The sequence below is a fragment of the Variovorax sp. DAIF25 genome (assembly GCF_050711835.1).
Lineage (GTDB): Bacteria > Pseudomonadota > Gammaproteobacteria > Burkholderiales > Burkholderiaceae_C > Variovorax.
The window spans coordinates 2,106,929-2,123,529 of record NZ_CP136637.1 but is presented as its reverse complement, the minus strand read 5'-3'; the positions used below and the strand labels follow the sequence as shown (position 1 = coordinate 2,123,529).

Sequence of the window (16,601 nt, the reverse complement as noted above, 5' to 3'; positions counted from 1 at the left end):
GAAATCATTCCGGGTGTCTGTACTTCGACACGACGCACGGGGAGACTGAGGCCAGATCCATCGTGAAGCACCTCGCAGTGCTCCCAGACAAGTTTCCATGTCCTCTTCTCCAGAGCGCTCCTCTCGCCCGGCGACACCGCCGGTTCAACTCGCCTCCCGGCACTGGCTTGCTCTCGCGGTGCTGCTGTGCGGAGCATTTCTTCCGATTCTCGACTTCACCATCGTGAATCTCGCGCTGCCGTCGATCCGGCAAGACCTTCATGCCGATTCCGGCGACGTGCAGTTCGTGATATCCGCGTACGCCGCGACATACGCCGTCATGCTCATCACCGGGGGCCGACTCGGCGACCTCTACGGCCGCAGGCGCATGTTCCTGAGCGGCGCCGCGGGCTTCGTCGTCGCCTCATGGGTGTGCGGCTTCGCCGGGTCCGCGCGGATGCTGCTGCTGGGGCGCATTCTTCAAGCGCTGGCAGCCGCCATCATGGCGCCCCAGGTCCTGGCCACCATCCGCGTGATGTTCGCGGGCAAAGCGCAGGCGCGTGCATTGGGTCTCTACGGCGCGACCTTCGGCCTGGCGAACATCGGGGGACAGCTGCTCGGCGGCCTGCTCATCGCCATGCGTCCCTTCGGCCTTGGCTGGCAAGCCATCTTCCTCATTAATGTGCCGATCGGCATCGTCGCGATCGTGGGTGGCATCTTCTGGCTCGAAGAGAGTCGCTCGTCTCGCGCCAAACGGCTCGACGTTCGCGGCGTCCTGCTGCTGTCCGTCACGCTTGGATGCGTGGTCTATCCGCTGATCGAAGGGCCGACCACCGGCTGGCCGGGCTGGATGATGCTCATGCTGGCCTCGAGCGTCGTGGCATTCGTCGGCTTCATTCGCCACGAGACCCATCTGTCCGCCCATGGCGGCGATCCGCTGGTCGAACTCTCGCTGTTCCGCACCCGCCGGTTTTCGTTGGGGGCGGCAATGGGCACGGTCTTCTACATGCTGTCCGCGTTCTACCTGACCTTCTCCGTGTACCTCCAGGGAGGACTTCGAGCCAGCCCTCAGGAAGCCGGGCTTGCCACGTTGCCCTTCGCCCTGGGCTTCTTCCTGAGTTCGATCGCATCGCCCTTCATCGAACGGCGCCTCGCGACGCGCACGCTGGTGTACGGCTTCGTCCTGCAGATCGTGGGATTCGGCGCGGTGGTGGCCGGGGTGGTCTTGCCGTTGTTTTCTCCGCTCGCCGGGGGTCTTGTTCCGGGCCTGGCGTGTGCGGGACTCGGGTACGGCATCGTGATGCCCGCCTTGATCAAGGCCGTGCTCGCGGATGTCGAGGAGCGTCATGCAGGGCTGGCCGCGGGCGTCGTCATGACCGCCTTGCAGGTGGGCGCGGCGCTTGGCGTGGCGGTTGTCGGCGGGATCTTCTACGCCGCACTCGGCGCCCATCCGGATCCCGGCGCATACGCCCATGCGTTCAGTCTCGCACTTGCCTGCAACATCGCCCTGCTGGGCGTCGGAAGCATCCTGGCATTTCTCCTCCCGGTTGCCGGCGCACGTTCGCGAAGAGGCGCGACACCCTCCTGACCCGCTCCGCATGGAGGGGCACAGGGCCGATTCCCCCTCTCTCTCTGATACGCGCTCCTGCTTGGCTTCTTGCCGGGCGCACGCCCCCTCTGTCTTTCCGGCGACGAGGACGTGCTCCAGGCTCGAAGCTCCGCAGGTACGTCGAAGGCTGGACCGACACGAGGGCAGGCACCGGGTGAAGCCAGGCGGCCACACCACCCCCTTTCAGACCAACGCCCCGATCCTCTGCGCATCCCCTGGCGTCGTCGGGTTGTAGACCACCAGGCTGAGGTCCGGCCGCCCATCGACCGCGAACGACGAGTACTCGAAGGCCAGCGGCCCGAGCACCGGATGGCGGATGTGCTTGACCGTCTCGCCGTGCACGCCGACCACGTCGTTGTCGCGCCACATCGCGTCGAATTCAGGGCTCAGCCGGCACAGCTCGTCGACCAGCGGCTGCACCAGCGCCGCGGCGCCGGCGCGGGTGGCGTCGGCGCGGAAGGCACCGAGCGCGAAGCGCGCGACGCTCTGCCAGTCGTATTGCGCGGCGCGGGCGCGCGGGTCGAGGAAGATGAAGCGCAGGATGTTGCGCTGGCCGGGCGGCAGCAGGCCGTAGTCCACGAGCATCACGCTCGAGGCGCGGTTCCATGCCACCACGTCCCAGGTCGCGGTGCGCATCAGCGCGGGACAGGGATGCAGCGCATCGAGCACGCGCTGCAGCCGCGGCGTGACGCCCTCGGGCTGGCGATAGCGCACCTCGGGCGGCCGGCCCAGGCCCAGCAGGTAGAGGTGCTCGCGCTCGATCTCGGTGAGCACCAGCGCCTGGGCGATGCGCTCGAGCACCTCGGCCGAGGGCGCGCCGCCACGGCCCTGCTCGAGCCAGGTGTACCAGGTGGCGCTGATGTGGGCGCGCTGCGCGACTTCCTCGCGGCGCAGGCCGGGCGTGCGACGACGGTCCGGCGAATAGCCGAAGGCCGTGGGATCGAGCCGGGCGCGGCGATCCTTCAGGTAGTTGCCCAGGGCATTGCCGTCCGCCGGATTGCCGTTTGCCATTGCACTCATGCTGTTAGCCGCCATACCACGATAACGTCACTACTTTACCGGGATGGCTCGCGGTCCGAGACTGGCCTCCAACCCAACCTGGAGGTCTTTCCCATGCGAGTGTTCGTCACCGGCGCGACCGGTTTCATCGGCCTGCCCGTCGTCAAGGAACTGGTGGCGGCCGGCCACCAGGTGATCGGCCTGAGCCGTTCACAGGAGAAGGCGGCCGCCTTGCAGGCCGCCGGCGCCGAGGTGCTGCACGGCAGCCTGGAGGACGCCGGCAGCCTGCGCGCCGGCGTCGAGCGCGCCGATGGCGTAATCCACCTGGCCTTCAACCACGACTTCTCGCGCTTCGTGCAAAACTGCGAGGACGACCGCCGGGTCATCGATGCGCTGGCCGCGGCGCTCGCGGGTTCCGATCGGCCGCTGGTCGTCACCTCCGGCACCGGCATCGCCAACACGGTGGCGGGCCAGCCGGCGAAGGAAGACCATCCGACCGTGGGCGCCGACACGCATCCGCGCGCGGCGTCGGAAGAGGCGGCGAACGCCGCCGCCAAGGCGCATGGCGTGAACGTGTCGATCGTGCGGCTGCCACAGGTGCACGACACGGCGCGCCAGGGCCTGATCAGCCCGCTGATCGAGATGTACCGCGACAAAGGCGCCTGCGCCTATGTCGGCGACGGCCTCAACCGCTGGCCCGCGGCGCATGTGCTCGACGTGGCGCGGCTCTTCAGGTTCGCGGTCGAGAAGGCCGCGCCGGGCGCGAAGTACCACGCGGTGGCCGAGGAAGGCGTGGCAATGCGCGAGATCGCCGAGGCGCTCGGGCGGCGGCTGCAATTGCCGGTCCGCTCGCTCGCGCCCGAGGAAGCAGCGGGCTTCTTCGGCTGGCTCGCGATGTTCGCGGGGATGGACCTGCCCGCGTCGAGCGCATGGACGCGCGAGACCCTGGGGTGGCAGCCGACGGGGCCGGGGCTGATTGCGGACCTGGAGCGGCTGCAGACGGCCTGAACGATCAGGCCTCGCGCAAGCCCTGCAAGGTCTGCAGCAGCACCACGCGCGTCTGCCCCAGCACCATGCCCTTCCACTCGTCGTTGTCGCAGTAGAAGGCATCGCGCAGCTGTTGGCGGATCTCGCGCTGCTGCGACTCGGGCGCTTCCGGGTGGCGACGCAGCCAGGTGTCAGCGCTCAGCCGCAACAGCATGTCGTCGACGGGGATGGTGCCGAACTCGAGGCCCATGGGCGCGATGCGCGCGTTCGGGCATTCGTCGTAGGCCGCGGAAACCACCGGCCCCGATACATGCGCGGACACGGAGTCCTCGCCGAACAGCGCGAAGACGTCGGCGCCCCACCAGGCGCGCGCGAGCGCGAGGTCCTCGGGCGCGTTGCGGCCCGGGTAGACCTTTTCGCCGTGGCCATAGGGGCCCAGGCCCGTGTGCACATCGATCCACCCGATGTGCGTGGCCGAGGCCGCGTACTTGCGCAGGATCGACCGGATGGTCCTGTTGCTCCACGAGGGCGCGGTGCCGCCGTAGAACAGGCCGTCGGGCGAGACGTACTGGCCCTTGGTGACGGCGGCGCGGAAAGCGCGCATGCCGTGCTTGTCGATGTAGGCGGCCACGGCCGCCTCGTCGGCCGGCGTCGGCGGCCAGCTCGCGGGCAGCACCAGCGGTTCCACGTCGGTGTACTCGGCATTCACCGGCAACGGCGCGCCGAAGTCGATGTGGTTGCGGTTGAGGTCGATGTTGTCCTCGTTGGTACGGTGCAGGTGCGAGAAGCCGTGCGGATTGATGGCATGCACCAGCAGCAGCGCCACACCGGCCTGCTGCAGGCGCGCGAGCAGGTCCTCGTCGTGCAGGGTCGCGACCTGCGCGCCCGAGCCGCAGAAGCCCTCGGGGCCGTGCGTGCCCGAGGTCACGAGCAGCAGCAGCTTCGCATCGATGGCGCCCAGCAGCGCGACGTCGGTCGCGAGTTCCTCGCCGAGCGCGCCGCGGTGGGCAGCGTTGACGAAGGACTCGATCGACGCGCCGCGAGCGCGTGCGGCCTCGAGGAACTTGGCGCGGGCCTCGACATAGGTGCCCGAGAAATGCCGCGTGGCGGCGCTGCTGTGATTGGAGAGGGTCATGGAAAGCTTCAAGGAAGAGGCGAGCGTTTCAGGCGTGCGCACCGGCCGCGTCGATGTCGCGGCCCGTGTGGTCGCGCAGCCAGATCAGCCCCAGCAAGGAAACCGCGGTCATCGCGACCAGGTACCAGGCCGGCGCGAGCTTGCTGCCAGTGGCATTGAGCAGCCAAGTGCTGATGAAGGGTGCGAAGCCGCCGAACAGCGACACGCCCACGCTGTAGACCAGCGACATGCCGCTGGCGCGCACCGCCTTCGGGAACATCTCGGGCAGCATCGTGATGCTCGGCGCGGTCTGGCCCACGAGGCCCAGGCTCAGCACACTGAGCACGGTGAACAGCACCGCCGGCGTGGGCGAGGCGTTGAGCCAGAGGAAGCCCGGGTAGATCAGCAGCACGAGGAGCACACGGCTCCACAGGATCAGCGGCTTGCGCCCCACGCGGTCCGACAGCGCACCGACCAGCGGCGACACCACGAACAGGATCAGGCCCGTGATCGCCGCGCCGAACAGCGCGACCGAAGGCGCGAGCCCCAGCTCGCGCACCGCGTAGGTCGGCATGTAGAAGGTGATCACGTAGGCGGCCGTGGTGCCGCCCACCATGGTGAGGATGGCCGCGAGCACCGTGCCGCCATGCTGCGTGCAGACGATCCGCAGGCTGCTCTCGCGCGGCTTCGTGCTCGCATCGGGCGCGATCTCGAGCGACTCGTGAAGATGGCGGCGGATGTACATGCCCACCGGCGCGATCAGCATGCCGATGAAGAAAGGCACGCGCCAGCCCCAGCTTTCCATGGATTGCGGCGACAGCGTGAAGGTCAGCGTGCCCACCACCACCGCGCCGAGCATCACGCCCAGGCCCTGGCTCGCGAACTGCCAGCTCGCCATGTAGCCGCGGTTGCGCGGCGTGGCGTGCTCCACCAGCAGCGTGGTGGAAGCACCGACCTCGCCGCCGGCCGAGAATCCCTGGATCAGCCGCGCCAGCACGATCAGCACCGGCGCCGCGACGCCGATGCTCGCGTAGGTGGGCGTGAAGGCGATCACCGCGCAGCCGAGCGCCATCAGGAAGATGGTCAAGGTCATGGCCTTCTTGCGGCCTGCGCGGTCGGCATAGGCGCCGATCACGATGCCGCCCAGCGGCCGCATGATGAACCCGACGCCGAAGGTCGCGACCGTGAGCAGCAGCTGGCCGTAGCCGCTGAAGGTGGGAAAGAACAGCTTGCCGATCACCAGCGCGAGGAAACCGTAGACGGTGAAGTCGAAGATCTCGAGGCCGTTGCCGATGGTGGTGGCGACGATGGTCTGGCGCCGGCTGATGGCGGTGTGCGGGGGGGTTGTGCTCATGGGCGTCGAGGGAGGGAAGGAATGTCAGTCGGTGCCGGTGGCGGCGATCACCGCCACTTCGACCAGCAGCGCGGGCAGCGCGAGCCGCGCACCCACGGTCGCGCGCGCCGGTGCGCACCCGGGCGGCAGCCAGTCGGTCCACGCGCGGTTCATCTCGGCGAAGCCGTCGATGTCGGCGAGCCAGACGGTGGCGCTCAGCAGCCTCGACTTGTCCGAGCCCGCCTGCGCCAGCAGCGCGTCGATGCGCCGCAGGATGCGCGCCATCTGTTCGCCCACGGTCGCCGCGGGCTGCACCAGGTCCACCTGGCCGGAGAGGTAGACGATGCCGCCATGCACCACGGCCTGGCTCATGCGTTCGTCGGCGTGCAGTCGCTCGATGTTCATGCCGTCTCCTTTTGCGGTGCCACGGACGCGGCCCCGCGCACCATGTGGGCGCCGATCGACGCCACGCTGCCGGCGCCCATCAGGCACTGGCAGACCTCGAATTCCTCCTTGAGCAGGGCCAGCGCCCTGGCAACGGCCGGCTCGCCGCCCGAGGCGACCGCGTAGAGCGTGGGCCGCCCGATTTGCACGGCCGTGGCGCCGAGCGCGAGCGCGCGTGCGATGTCGCTGCCGGTGCGCACGCCGCTGTCCAGCAGCAGCGGCAGGCGGCCACCGGTCTCGCTCGCGAACTCGGGAAGGATCTCGATCGGCGCGACGGCACCGTCGAGCTGCCGCCCGCCGTGGTTGCTGATCACGATGGCATCGACACCGAGTTGCTGCGCGCGGCGGCCCTGCGCGGGATCGAGCAGGCCCTTGACGATCAGCTTGCCCGGCCAGCGTTCGCGCACCCAGGCGATGTCGTCCCAGCCCAGCGAAGGATCGAGCTGGGCCTGCATGGTCTGCGCGATGGTGTGGGTGGCCCGCAGGCCGAGCTCGCCGGCCATCAGCTCGAGCCGTGGCGCGCCGGCGCGCAGCGAGCGCCAGGCCCAGCCGGGCCGCGCGAGCACGCTCGCGAGCTTGCGCGGGGTCCAGCGCAGCGGCAGGCTGAAACCGTTGCGCTCGTCGCGCAGCCGCCGGCCCGCGACCGGGTTGTCCACGGTCACCTCGAGTGCCGCGAAGTCGAGGTCGCGTGCCCGGTCGATCAGGCGCGCGCTCATCGCGCGGTCGCGGAACACGTAGAGCTGGAACCAGGCGTTGCCCTGCGCCGCCTCCGCCACGGCTTCCATGGTCGCGGTGGCGGCCGTGCTCATCACGAATGGAATGCCGAAGGCGCGGGCGGCCCGCGCCAGGCAGCGGTCGGCGCCGGGCCAGGCCGCGCCCGCCAGCCCGGTGGGGCCGATGATCAGCGGCAGGGTCCACGAGCGGCCGAACAGCTGCATCGCGGTGCTGCGCTGCGAGACGTCGACCGGCGCGGAGCCGAGCAGCCGGACGCGGTCGAAGGCGCTGCGGTTGCCGCGCACGCTCGACTCGGAACCCGAGCCGCCATCAATGTAGTCGAACACCATGCGCGGCAGCGCGCGCCGGGCCAGTTCGCGGAAGTCGTCGATGCAGTGCGCTTGCAGGTAGTGGGTCATGGTCGAACAAAAATATTAAGCCGTCCAGTCGGCATATTTAATGGCGCTTTGGCCTTCGGCGAGGAAGCCGCGGCATGTTTCATGCGCCGTGCCGGCGGCGCGCGAAAGCCCGATGCGCGCAGGGTTCATCCGAGCAGCAGCGCGTCGTCGGCGACCGCCTCGCCGCGCGTGTGCTCGAACAGTTGCAGCAGGTCGGGCACGTCCATGCCGGCGCGCTGCGGCCCGCTCACGTCTAGCACGACGCGGCCCTCGTGCAGCATCAGCGTGCGCGAGCCATGGCTCAGGGCCTGCCGCATGCTGTGCGTGACCATCATCGCGGTCAGCTGCTGCTCCTCCACGATCCGCTGCGTGAGCGCGAGCACGAAGGCCGCGGTCTTCGGATCGAGCGCGGCCGTGTGCTCGTCGAGCAGCAGGATGCGCGAGGGCTTGAGCGAGGCCATCAGCAGGCTCACGGCCTGGCGCTGGCCACCCGATAGCAGGCCCATGCGGTCGTTCAGCCGCTGCTCGAGCCCCAGGTCGAGGCTGCGCAGCCGGTCGCGGAACAGCTCGCGCAGTTCGCCTCGCAGCGCCGCGCGCAGCCCTCGCCGCTCGCCACGCCGCCAGGCCAGCGCGAGGTTCTCCTCGATGCTCAGCGCCTCGCAGGTGCCGGCCATCGGGTCCTGGAACACGCGCGCCACGAGCGCGCTGCGCTGCCAGGCGCTCAGGCGCGTGACTTCCACCTCGTCGATAAAGATGCGGCCGCTGTCGACCAGCAGGTCGCCGCTGAGCGCGTTGAGCAGGGTCGACTTGCCGGCACCGTTCGAGCCGATGACGGTGACGAACTCGCCGCGCGGAATGCTCAGGTCGATCCCGCGCAGCGCGCGGTTCTCCATCGGCGTGCCCGCATGGAAGGTCACGCGCAGGTCCAGTGCCTTCAGCATGCGCCGGCCTCCTTCTTCTTCGATGCGCCAAGGGCACCGCGCCGCCGGGCCAGGAAACGCTTCGAGGCCGGCATCACGAGCGCGAGCGTCACCAGCACGGCCGTGACGAGGTTGAGGTCCTGCGCCTTCAAGCCGACGAAGTCGCTGTTGAGCGCCAGCGCCACCAGCATGCGGTAGAGCACCGCGCCGACCACGCAGCCGAGGGTGGCCCAGGCGATGCTGCGCATGGGCAGCAGGGTCTCGCCGATGATCACGGCCGCCAGCCCGATCACGATGGTGCCGATGCCCATCGACACGTCGGCCCCGCCCTGCGATTGCGCGAACAGCGCGCCCGCCAGCGCCACGATGCCGTTGGACAGCGCGAGCGCGAACAGCGACAGCCGGTCGGTCGACACGCCCAGCGCGCGCGCCATCCGCGCGTTGCCGCCGGTGGCGCGCATGGCCAGGCCGGCCTCCGATCCGAAGTAACGGTCGAGCGCGAACTTGACCGCCAGCGTGACGGCCAGCAGCACCAGCGCGGTGGTCCACGGCCCCGGCAGCGCCTCGAGCGGTGGCGTGTTGAACACCGTCGACGCGCCCAGCAAGGGCTCGTTGGGCTTGCCCATCACGCGCAGGTTGATCGAATAGAGCGCGATCATCACGAGGATGCCCGCGAGCAGCTGCATGATCTTGAGCTTGACGTGCAGCCAGCCGGTCGTGAGGCCCGCGAGCGCACCCGCGGCGAAGGCCGCCGCCGTCGCGGCCAGCGGATGCCAGCCGCCCACCAGCAGGGTCGCGGCCACCGCGCCGCCAAGCGGGAAGCTGCCGTCGACGGTCAGGTCGGGAAAGTTCACGACCCGGAACGAGATGAAGACGCCGAGCGCGACCAGCGCGAAGATCAGGCCCACCTCGAGCGAGCCCTGGAAAGCGATGAGGGACATCGATGCTCCGGCCGGCGCTCAGTCGATCACGCGGGTCGCGGACTTGAGCAGCGCGTCGGACAGCGCCAGCCCCTGCCGCCGCGCCGCGGCCTGGTTCACGAGCAGCTCCAGCGTCGGGCTGACCTGCGATGCGATGCTGCCGGGTGCCTCGCCCTTGAGCACGCGCACCACCAGCTTGCCCGACTGGCGGCCGAGGTCGTGGTAGTTGGTGCCGATGCCCAGCGCCGCGCCACGCGCCGCGAGCGAGGGGTCGGCCGCGATCAGCGGCACCCGGCCCTGGTCCGCCACCTTGGCCAGGGCCTCGAAGGCCGAGGTCACGTTGTTGTCGGTCGGCGCGTAGATCGCATCGACCTTGCCCACCAGGCTCTGGGCCGCGCTCGCCACGTCCACGGTGCGCGGCGCGGCACCCTCGATCACGCTCAGGCCGGCCGGCTGCGCGAGCTTCTTCAGCTGAGCGATCGCGGCGACGGAGTTGGCCTCGCCGGGGTTGTAGACCACGCCGATGCGTTTGGCCGTCGGCAACGCCTGGCGCAGCAGGGCCAGGTGCTTGTCCAGAAGCGGCAGGTCCGACACGCCCGTGACGTTGCCGCCCGTGGCCTCCCACGACTTGACCAGCTTCGCGGCGACCGGATCGGTCACGGCGCTGAACACGATCGGGATCTCGCGCGTCGCCGCGACCACGGTCTGCGCCGAGGGCGTGGACATCGCGACGATCACGTCGGGCCGGTCGCCGACGAACTTGCGTGCGATCTGGGCCGCGGTCGCGGTGTTGCCCTGCGCGCTCTGGTAGTCCAGCCGCAGGTTCTTCCCGACCACGTAGCCGGCGGCGGCGAGTTCCTCGACGATGCCCTGGCGCGCCGCGTCGAGCGCGGGGTGGTCGACGATGGCCGTAACGCTGACGTGCGCATCGGCGGCGTGCGCCGGCAGCGCGGCGAAAGGAGCGAGGACGAGCGCGAGCAGCGCCACCCGGAAGGGGCGTTTCATCATGGGAGGATCTCCAGGGGTTGAGGGGGTCGACGAACTCAGAAGAACCCGGTGACCTTGCCGGGGTTCAGGATGCCGAGCGGATCGAGCGCGGCGCGCAGCGCCTGCATGACGCGAAAGCCACCGCCGGCCTCCTCGCGCAGGAACTCGACCTTGCCGTGGCCGATGCCGTGCTCGCCGGTGCAGGTGCCGCCGACCGCGAGCGCGCGCCGGATCATCCGCGCATAGGCGGCCTTCACGCGCGCGATCTCGGCGGCGTCCGACGGGTCCACCATGAAGCACAGGTGGAAGTTGCCGTCGCCGACATGGCCGCAGATCGGCGCGATCAGCCCTTCGGCCTGCACGTCCTGCTGCGCGGCCTCGATCTGGTCGGCCAGCTCGGAGATCGGCACGCAGACGTCGGTGGGCAGGCCTTCGGCGCCGGGGCGCAGGCCCTTGTTGGCCCACCAGATGTCGTGCCGCGCCTGCCACAGCCGGCTGCGGTCCTCGGGCCGGTGCGCCCACGCGAAGTCCTGGCCGCCGTGCGAGGCCGCGATCTCGCGCACCACCTTCACCTGGTGCGCGACCTCGGGCTCGCTGCCGTGGAACTCGAAGAACAGCGTGGGCGCGACCGCCATGCCGAGCCGCGAGTAGCGGTTCACGGCCTCCACCTGCAGCGCGTCGAGCAGTTCGACGCGGCCGAGCTGCACGCCGGCCTGCAGCGTCTCGATCACGGTGTCGACCGCGGCGCGCAAGGTGCCGAAGGCGCAGGTGGCGGCCGCCACGTGCTCGGGCAGCGCATGCAGGCGCACGGTCGCCGCCGTCACGATGCCGAGCGTGCCCTCGGCGCCGACGAACAGACGCGTGAGGTCGTAGCCGGCCGCGGACTTGCGCGCGCGCGTGCCGGTGCGGATCAGTTCGCCGTCGGGCAGCACCACCTCGAGCGCCATCACGTTCTCGCGCATGGTGCCGTAGCGCATGGCGTTGGTGCCCGAGGCGCGCGTGGACACCATGCCGCCGATCGAGGCGTCCGCGCCCGGATCGACCGGGAACTGCAGGCCGGTGCCGTGCAGGTGCGCGTTGAGGCTCTTGCGGGTCACGCCGGCCTCGACGGTCGCGTCCATGTCGGCCGCGCGGACCTCGCGGATGCGGTCCAGCCCGCGCGTGTCCAGGCTGATGCCGCCGCGCAGCGCCGCGATGTGGCCCTCGCAGGAGGTGCCGGTGCCGAAGGCCACGAGCGGCACGCGCCGCGCGGCGCAGGTGGCGACGATGCGCTGCACCTCGGCCACGGTCTGCGGATACGCGACCGCATCGGGCGGCATCACCGGATGGAAGGTGGTGTCGCGGCCATGCTGGTCGCGCACGGCCGGCGCCGTGGACAGCCGCTCGCCGAGCCAGCCGCGCAGGTCGTCGATGCAGGCCAGGGTGGCATCGTTCATGCGGCCACCGCCTTCTGCTCGATGCGGCCGAACAGCTCGCGCCCGTCGTCGGTGTGGAACGACAGGCCCACGGTATCGCCCGGCACCAGGTACGGCGCCAGCGCGTCGGGGCCCTGCCCCGCGAGCTGCTGCAGCGTGCGCTGCTCGACGATGCAGGCCACGCCGCGCGATGGATCGCGGTTGGAGACCGTGCCGGCGCCGACGATGCTGCCCGCGCCGAGTCCGCGCGTACGCGTGGCGTAGCGCAGGATGTCGACGAAGCTGAAGTCCTGGTCGTCGCCGGTGCGCAGTTCGCCGCGCACCTGACCGTTGACCTCGACGCGCAGGCGGCCGAAGGCGCGGCCCTCGCGCCAGTCGGCGCCCAGTTCGTCGGGCGTGACGGCGAAGGGGCCGAAGGCGCTCGCGGGCTTGCCATGGAAGAAGCCGAAGCCCTTGGCCAGTTCGCCCGGGATCAGCGCGCGCAGCGAGACGTCGTTGACCAACACCAGCAGCCGCACCTGGGCCAGCGCCTGCTCGGGCGTGGGCGCGGGGCCCAGGTCGCCGACGATCACGGCCAGTTCGCCCTCGAGGTCGGCGCCCCAGGCCGGGTCGGCGGGGATGTCCTCGCACCAGGCGAGGTTGCGGTCCGACAAGCCCTGGTAGATGACGGGCTCGGTGCGCGCCGACGGCGGCATCTCGGCACCGCGCGCGCGGCGCACGCGCTCCATGTGCGACAGGTAGCCGCTGGCATCGACCCACTGGTAGGCGCGTGGCAGCGGCGCCAAGAGCGCCGCGAGCTCGAGCGGCCGGCCCACGGCGGGTTCGGCGTCGAGCCGGGCCGCGGCCGCTCGCAGCAGGGGCGCCGCTTGCTCCCAGTCGTCGAGCGCGGCCTGCAAGGTGGGCGCGGCCTCGGGCACGACGAGGCAGCGCCGCGCATCGGCCGACACCACCACGAGCTGGCCGTCGCGCCGGCCGTTGTTCAGCGTCGCGAGTCTCATGCGGTCACCTGTTCGGTCTTGTCTTCGGGCGCATCGAGATAGCCGCGCCAGGAATCGGCATGTTCCGCGCGCTCGAAGGCCGCCATGCCCGGGCCGATGTCGAGCGGATCGCGCGCGTCGATGTTGATCGCGACCTCGTGCAGTTCGGTGCGCGGTGCCGACAGGCTGTTGCGGTAGACCGCGGGATGCGGCCCGTGCGGGAAGCCGGCGGGATGGAAGGTCATCGCGCCCGGCCCCATGCCATCGCGGCTGAAGAAGCGGCCCGCGTGCAGGAACAGCAGTTCGTCGTAGTCGTCGTTCGAATGGAAGAACGGCACCTTCAGCGCGCCCGGGTCGGTCTCGGCCGGCCGCGGGCAGAAGGTGCAGACCGCCACGCGCTGCGTCAGGAAGGTGGTGTGGGCCGAGGGCGGCAGGTGGTAGCGCGCGCTGAGCACGGGCCGGATGTCGCGCCAGTTGAGGCGCACCGGCGCGAGCGTGCCCTTCCAGCCCAGCGCGTCGAGCGGGTCGTGCGGATAGGTCAGCGTGGACACGCGGTGCCGCGCCTGGATGCGCACGGCCCACTCGCGCCGCGCGGCGTGCTGCTGCGCGACGAAGGCCTCGTCGAGCTGCGGCACGTCGAGCACGCCGGCATCGAACAACGCATGCTCGCCAAGCAGCCCGCGCTCGGGCAGGCGGAAGCTGTCGCCCGTGGCTTCGAGCAGCAGCAGGAAGGACGGCGCCGCGGGCTCGTAGCGCCAGGCGGTGCCGCGCGGCAGCAGCAGGTAGTCGCCGTCGCGCAGGCGCAGGTGGCCGTAGTCGCAGTAGAGATCGCCGCCGCCCTCGTGGACGAACAGCAGCTCGTCGCCGTCGGCGTTGCGCGCCAGGTGGCGCATCGGCGCCGAGGGCTTCCAGCAGCGCAGCCGCATGTGGGCATTACCCGCGACCAGCGGCGCGTCGAGCGGGCAGTCGAGCGCGCCGTCGAGGCCCTGCGCGGCGGCGGGCAGCTGGTTGAGGTCGTAGGCGCGCGGGCGGTGCGGGCCGTCCCAGCGCAGCCAGGCCGTGGGCGCATGGCGGTGGTACATGTGCGTGGCCTGGCCGCCGAAGCCCTCGCGGCCGATCTCGCGCTCGTAGGTGCCGGGCGGGATGTCCGCGTGGGCCTGGCGCGAGGCGATGCCGGCGCGCATGGGAAGGACGATGGGTTTGTTCATGAACGGTTCACGGGCACTTGCGCAGTTCGGCCTGCAGGAATTCGGGCGTGTGGGGCGGAGTCATCTGGACCAGCGGCGTGAGCTCGACGGTGGCGAACAGGCCCGCGCGGCTGTAGGGCTCGGCGTCGATGAAGCGCCGGGCCTCGGCGCGCGAGGCGACCGACAGCGCGACCACCATGCCGATCGGCTCGCGCGCATCGGCGTCGAGCAGCGCCGCGCCGAACACGGTGCGGGGCAACCAGGCCAGCATGTGGCGGATGTGGTCGGCGCGCACCGGCAGGCGGTCCTGCGCGCCGCCGGGGCGATAGAGGCAACGGACGAGCCAGGCCATGGTCTCAGTGCGCGTCCGCGCCGGCCTGCTCGCGCTTGATGGCCTCGAACAACGCCTTGGCGTTGCCCTCTCCGAACGAGGTGTCGCCCTTGCGCTGGATGGCCTCGAAGAAGATAGGCCCGATCATCTTGCGCGTGAAGATCTGCAGCAGGAACCGCGCACGCGCGTCGGGGTTCTCGCCGGTGGCGGCGCCGTCGAGCAGCATGCCCAGCGACTTCATGCGCGCCACGTCCTCGCCATGGCCTGGCAGCCGCGTGTCGAGCGCGTCGTAGTAGGCCGCGGGCGTGGGCAGGAACTCCACGCCGGCACCGCGCAGCCGCTCCACGCTGGTGTAGAGGTCGTCGCTGAACAGCGCGATGTGCTGGATGCCCTCGCCGTTGTACTCGTCGATGAACTCCTGGATCTGCGAGCTGCGACCCATCGGCGACACCACGGTCACGCAGGCCGTGCTCGCGGGATCGCGCACCGCGATCGTGTCGAAGCCGTTGCTGGCGTCGCCGGCGACGAACTTGAACACCTCCTCGAAGCCGAAGATGTTCTTGTAGAAGTCCACCCACTGGGGCATGTTGCCCGGGTGCACGCAGTGGGTGACGTGGTCGACGCGCACGAATGGCGCGAAGGCCGCGCCGGTGTCGGGCACGGCGGCCGGATCGAATTCGAACTGCGCGTGCAGCGCCGCGAGCGCCGCGTCGTCGACCAGGTAGAGCGCGCTGCCGCCGATGCCCTGCAGCGCGCAGTCCGGCAGCAGCGAGCCCGCCGCCGCGTCGAGTGGCTGCGCGCCGCGCTCGCGCGCCAGCGCCATCGCCCGCGCGCTGTCGGGCACGCGAAAAGCCATGCCGGCGCACGAGGGTCCATGGTGGGCGGCGAACCGCATCGCATGGCCATCCTGGCGCGTGCCGACGATGAACTCGACACCCGCCTGCCGCATCAGCAATGCATGCCCCGCGCGGTGCCGCGCGACGGTGCGAAAGCCCATGCGTTCGAGCACGGCGGCCAGCGCCTGCGGGTCGGGACTTGCGAACTCCATGAACGCGGTGCCGAGCACCTCTGCACGTTCCTTCTGGGTCATTGAATTCTCCTGGCTTCAGCTGTCGATGGAAAAACCGGTGGACTGCACGATCGGCGCCCACTTCGCGAGGTCGGCGCGCACCATGGCGTCGAGTTCGCGCGGAGTCACCGCGCTCGGCAGGAAGGCGCGCGCGGCATAGGCCTCCTGCAGCTCCTTCGTGGCCACGGCGTCGCGGATCTGCGCGGCCAGTGCGTTCGCGACGGCCGGCGGCGTCCGGGCGGGCGCCCAGACGGCGAAGTACTCCTGGATGTCGAAGTCGCGAAAGCCGGCCTCGCGCATGGTGGGCGCCTCGGGCAGGTAGGGCGAGCGCGCGGAACCGGTGGTGGCCAGCACGCGGATGCGCCCTTCCTTCGCGAACGGCAGCGGCTCGCTCAGCACGTTGACCGAGGCCGCGATCTGGCCGCCCACCACGTCCTGGATGGCGGGCGCGCCGCCCTTGTAGGGCACGTGCGTGAGGTTCATGCCGGCGGCCCTGCCGATCACCACGCCCGCGAAATGGGCCATCGTGCCTTCGCCCGGCGAGCCGAAGCTGGCCTTCGAGGGATTGGCGTTGCACCACTGCGCGAACTGCTGCACGGTGCGCACCTCGGGCGGCACCGCCGGCCCCACGCTCAGGCCGAACTGGAAGGTGCACACGGTCGACACCGGCGCGAAGTCCTTGAGCGGGTCGTACGACAGCCGCTTGTAGACGTGCGGATAGATCACCATCACCGAGGCGGGCGCCAGCACCAGCGCGCTGCCGTCGGCCTCCGCCGCCTTCACGTGGTCCATCGCGAGGCGTCCGCCCGCGCCCACGCGGTTCTCGACCAGCACCACCGGCGCGTAGCTGCCCTTGATGCGTTCGGCCAGCAGCCGCGCGATGGAATCGCCCGAGCCGCCCGCGGGAAAGCCCATCACGATGCGCGCCGTCTTCGATAGCGTGGGCGAGGTTTCGGCGGCGGCCGCCAGGGGGAAGACCGGGATCAGCGCACCCGCTGCGGCGCAGGCCGAACCGGCAAGGATGTCGCGGCGTCGAATCATGGCTTGTCTCCTGTTTTTAGGGGGTGCGCCGGATTCTAGGCTTATTCATTTCATATTGAAACTGTTTCTTTTGGAAATTGATTTCTTGCTTCTGCCCGTGGGGTCACCAGCAAGCGGGCGCGCGCGTGCCTCCGCACGGCGCGGATTGATCGCAACGGGAAAGGCGCGGCGCCGGCC

16 protein-coding genes are annotated in these 16,601 nt (G+C 70.6%); 2 read left to right on the top strand and 14 right to left on the bottom strand.

The genetic code is table 11. The features are described 5' to 3' along the window. Positions 1-97: 97 nt before the first annotated feature. Positions 98-1,567: an MFS transporter gene (locus R0232_RS44285; RefSeq protein ID WP_431513572.1), complete on the top strand. Its 1,470-nt coding sequence runs from the start codon at positions 98-100 to the stop codon at positions 1,565-1,567. A 204-nt stretch (positions 1,568-1,771) separates the two neighbouring features. Here R0232_RS44285 and R0232_RS44280 read toward each other — a convergent pair whose 3' ends face one another. After that, a complete protein-coding gene (locus tag R0232_RS44280) occupies positions 1,772-2,608 on the bottom strand; it encodes a helix-turn-helix transcriptional regulator (protein WP_431513571.1) in 837 nt (278 codons plus the stop codon). A gap of 93 nt (positions 2,609-2,701) precedes the next feature. Here R0232_RS44280 and R0232_RS44275 point away from each other — a divergent pair, with 93 nt between their 5' ends. Continuing rightward, positions 2,702-3,595: an SDR family oxidoreductase gene (locus R0232_RS44275; RefSeq protein ID WP_431513570.1), complete on the top strand. Its 894-nt coding sequence runs from the start codon at positions 2,702-2,704 to the stop codon at positions 3,593-3,595. A gap of 4 nt (positions 3,596-3,599) precedes the next feature. Here the strand turns inward: R0232_RS44275 and R0232_RS44270 are convergent, their stop codons facing one another. From R0232_RS44270 to R0232_RS44210, 13 genes are all read right to left on the bottom strand, one after another. Further along, a complete protein-coding gene (locus R0232_RS44270) occupies positions 3,600-4,709 on the bottom strand; it encodes a M14 family metallopeptidase (RefSeq protein WP_431513569.1) in 1,110 nt (369 codons plus the stop codon). A gap of 28 nt (positions 4,710-4,737) precedes the next feature. After that, entirely contained in the window at positions 4,738-6,042 is a 1,305-nt protein-coding gene (locus tag R0232_RS44265; protein WP_431513568.1) for an MFS transporter, read from the bottom strand. A 24-nt stretch (positions 6,043-6,066) separates the two neighbouring features. After that, a complete protein-coding gene (locus R0232_RS44260; protein WP_208510501.1) occupies positions 6,067-6,426 on the bottom strand; it encodes a RidA family protein in 360 nt (119 codons plus the stop codon). Then, on the bottom strand, positions 6,423-7,598 hold the full coding sequence (locus R0232_RS44255; protein WP_431513567.1) for an alpha-hydroxy acid oxidase: 1,176 nt from the start codon (positions 7,596-7,598) through the stop codon (positions 6,423-6,425). The genes R0232_RS44260 and R0232_RS44255 overlap by 4 nt, the downstream gene beginning before the upstream one ends. A gap of 125 nt (positions 7,599-7,723) precedes the next feature. Continuing rightward, positions 7,724-8,518, bottom strand: a complete 795-nt coding sequence (locus tag R0232_RS44250) for an ABC transporter ATP-binding protein (protein WP_431513566.1) — start codon at positions 8,516-8,518, stop codon at positions 7,724-7,726. Further along, positions 8,512-9,438: an ABC transporter permease gene (locus R0232_RS44245; protein WP_431513565.1), complete on the bottom strand. Its 927-nt coding sequence runs from the start codon at positions 9,436-9,438 to the stop codon at positions 8,512-8,514. The genes R0232_RS44250 and R0232_RS44245 overlap by 7 nt, the downstream gene beginning before the upstream one ends. A gap of 18 nt (positions 9,439-9,456) precedes the next feature. Further along, complete coding sequence (locus R0232_RS44240) at positions 9,457-10,422, bottom strand: ABC transporter substrate-binding protein (protein WP_431514670.1); 966 nt, start codon at positions 10,420-10,422, stop codon at positions 9,457-9,459. A 38-nt stretch (positions 10,423-10,460) separates the two neighbouring features. Then, the gene (locus R0232_RS44235; RefSeq protein WP_431513564.1) at positions 10,461-11,840 is read right to left on the bottom strand and encodes an FAD-binding oxidoreductase; all 1,380 of its coding nucleotides are present in this window, start codon (positions 11,838-11,840) and stop codon (positions 10,461-10,463) included. Further along, on the bottom strand, positions 11,837-12,817 hold the full coding sequence (locus R0232_RS44230; protein WP_431513563.1) for a fumarylacetoacetate hydrolase family protein: 981 nt from the start codon (positions 12,815-12,817) through the stop codon (positions 11,837-11,839). Before R0232_RS44230 ends, R0232_RS44235 begins: the two co-directional genes overlap by 4 nt. After that, positions 12,814-14,004, bottom strand: a complete 1,191-nt coding sequence (locus R0232_RS44225; RefSeq protein ID WP_431513562.1) for a homogentisate 1,2-dioxygenase — start codon at positions 14,002-14,004, stop codon at positions 12,814-12,816. Before R0232_RS44225 ends, R0232_RS44230 begins: the two co-directional genes overlap by 4 nt. Positions 14,005-14,011: 7 nt before the next feature. Beyond that, on the bottom strand, positions 14,012-14,335 hold the full coding sequence (locus tag R0232_RS44220; RefSeq protein WP_422099405.1) for a YciI family protein: 324 nt from the start codon (positions 14,333-14,335) through the stop codon (positions 14,012-14,014). 4 nt (positions 14,336-14,339) lie between these two features. After that, positions 14,340-15,404, bottom strand: a complete 1,065-nt coding sequence (gene hppD / locus R0232_RS44215) for a 4-hydroxyphenylpyruvate dioxygenase (RefSeq protein WP_431513561.1) — start codon at positions 15,402-15,404, stop codon at positions 14,340-14,342. A 15-nt stretch (positions 15,405-15,419) separates the two neighbouring features. Further along, a complete protein-coding gene (locus R0232_RS44210; RefSeq protein WP_431513560.1) occupies positions 15,420-16,424 on the bottom strand; it encodes a Bug family tripartite tricarboxylate transporter substrate binding protein in 1,005 nt (334 codons plus the stop codon). Between the last annotated feature and the right edge of the window lie 177 nt (positions 16,425-16,601).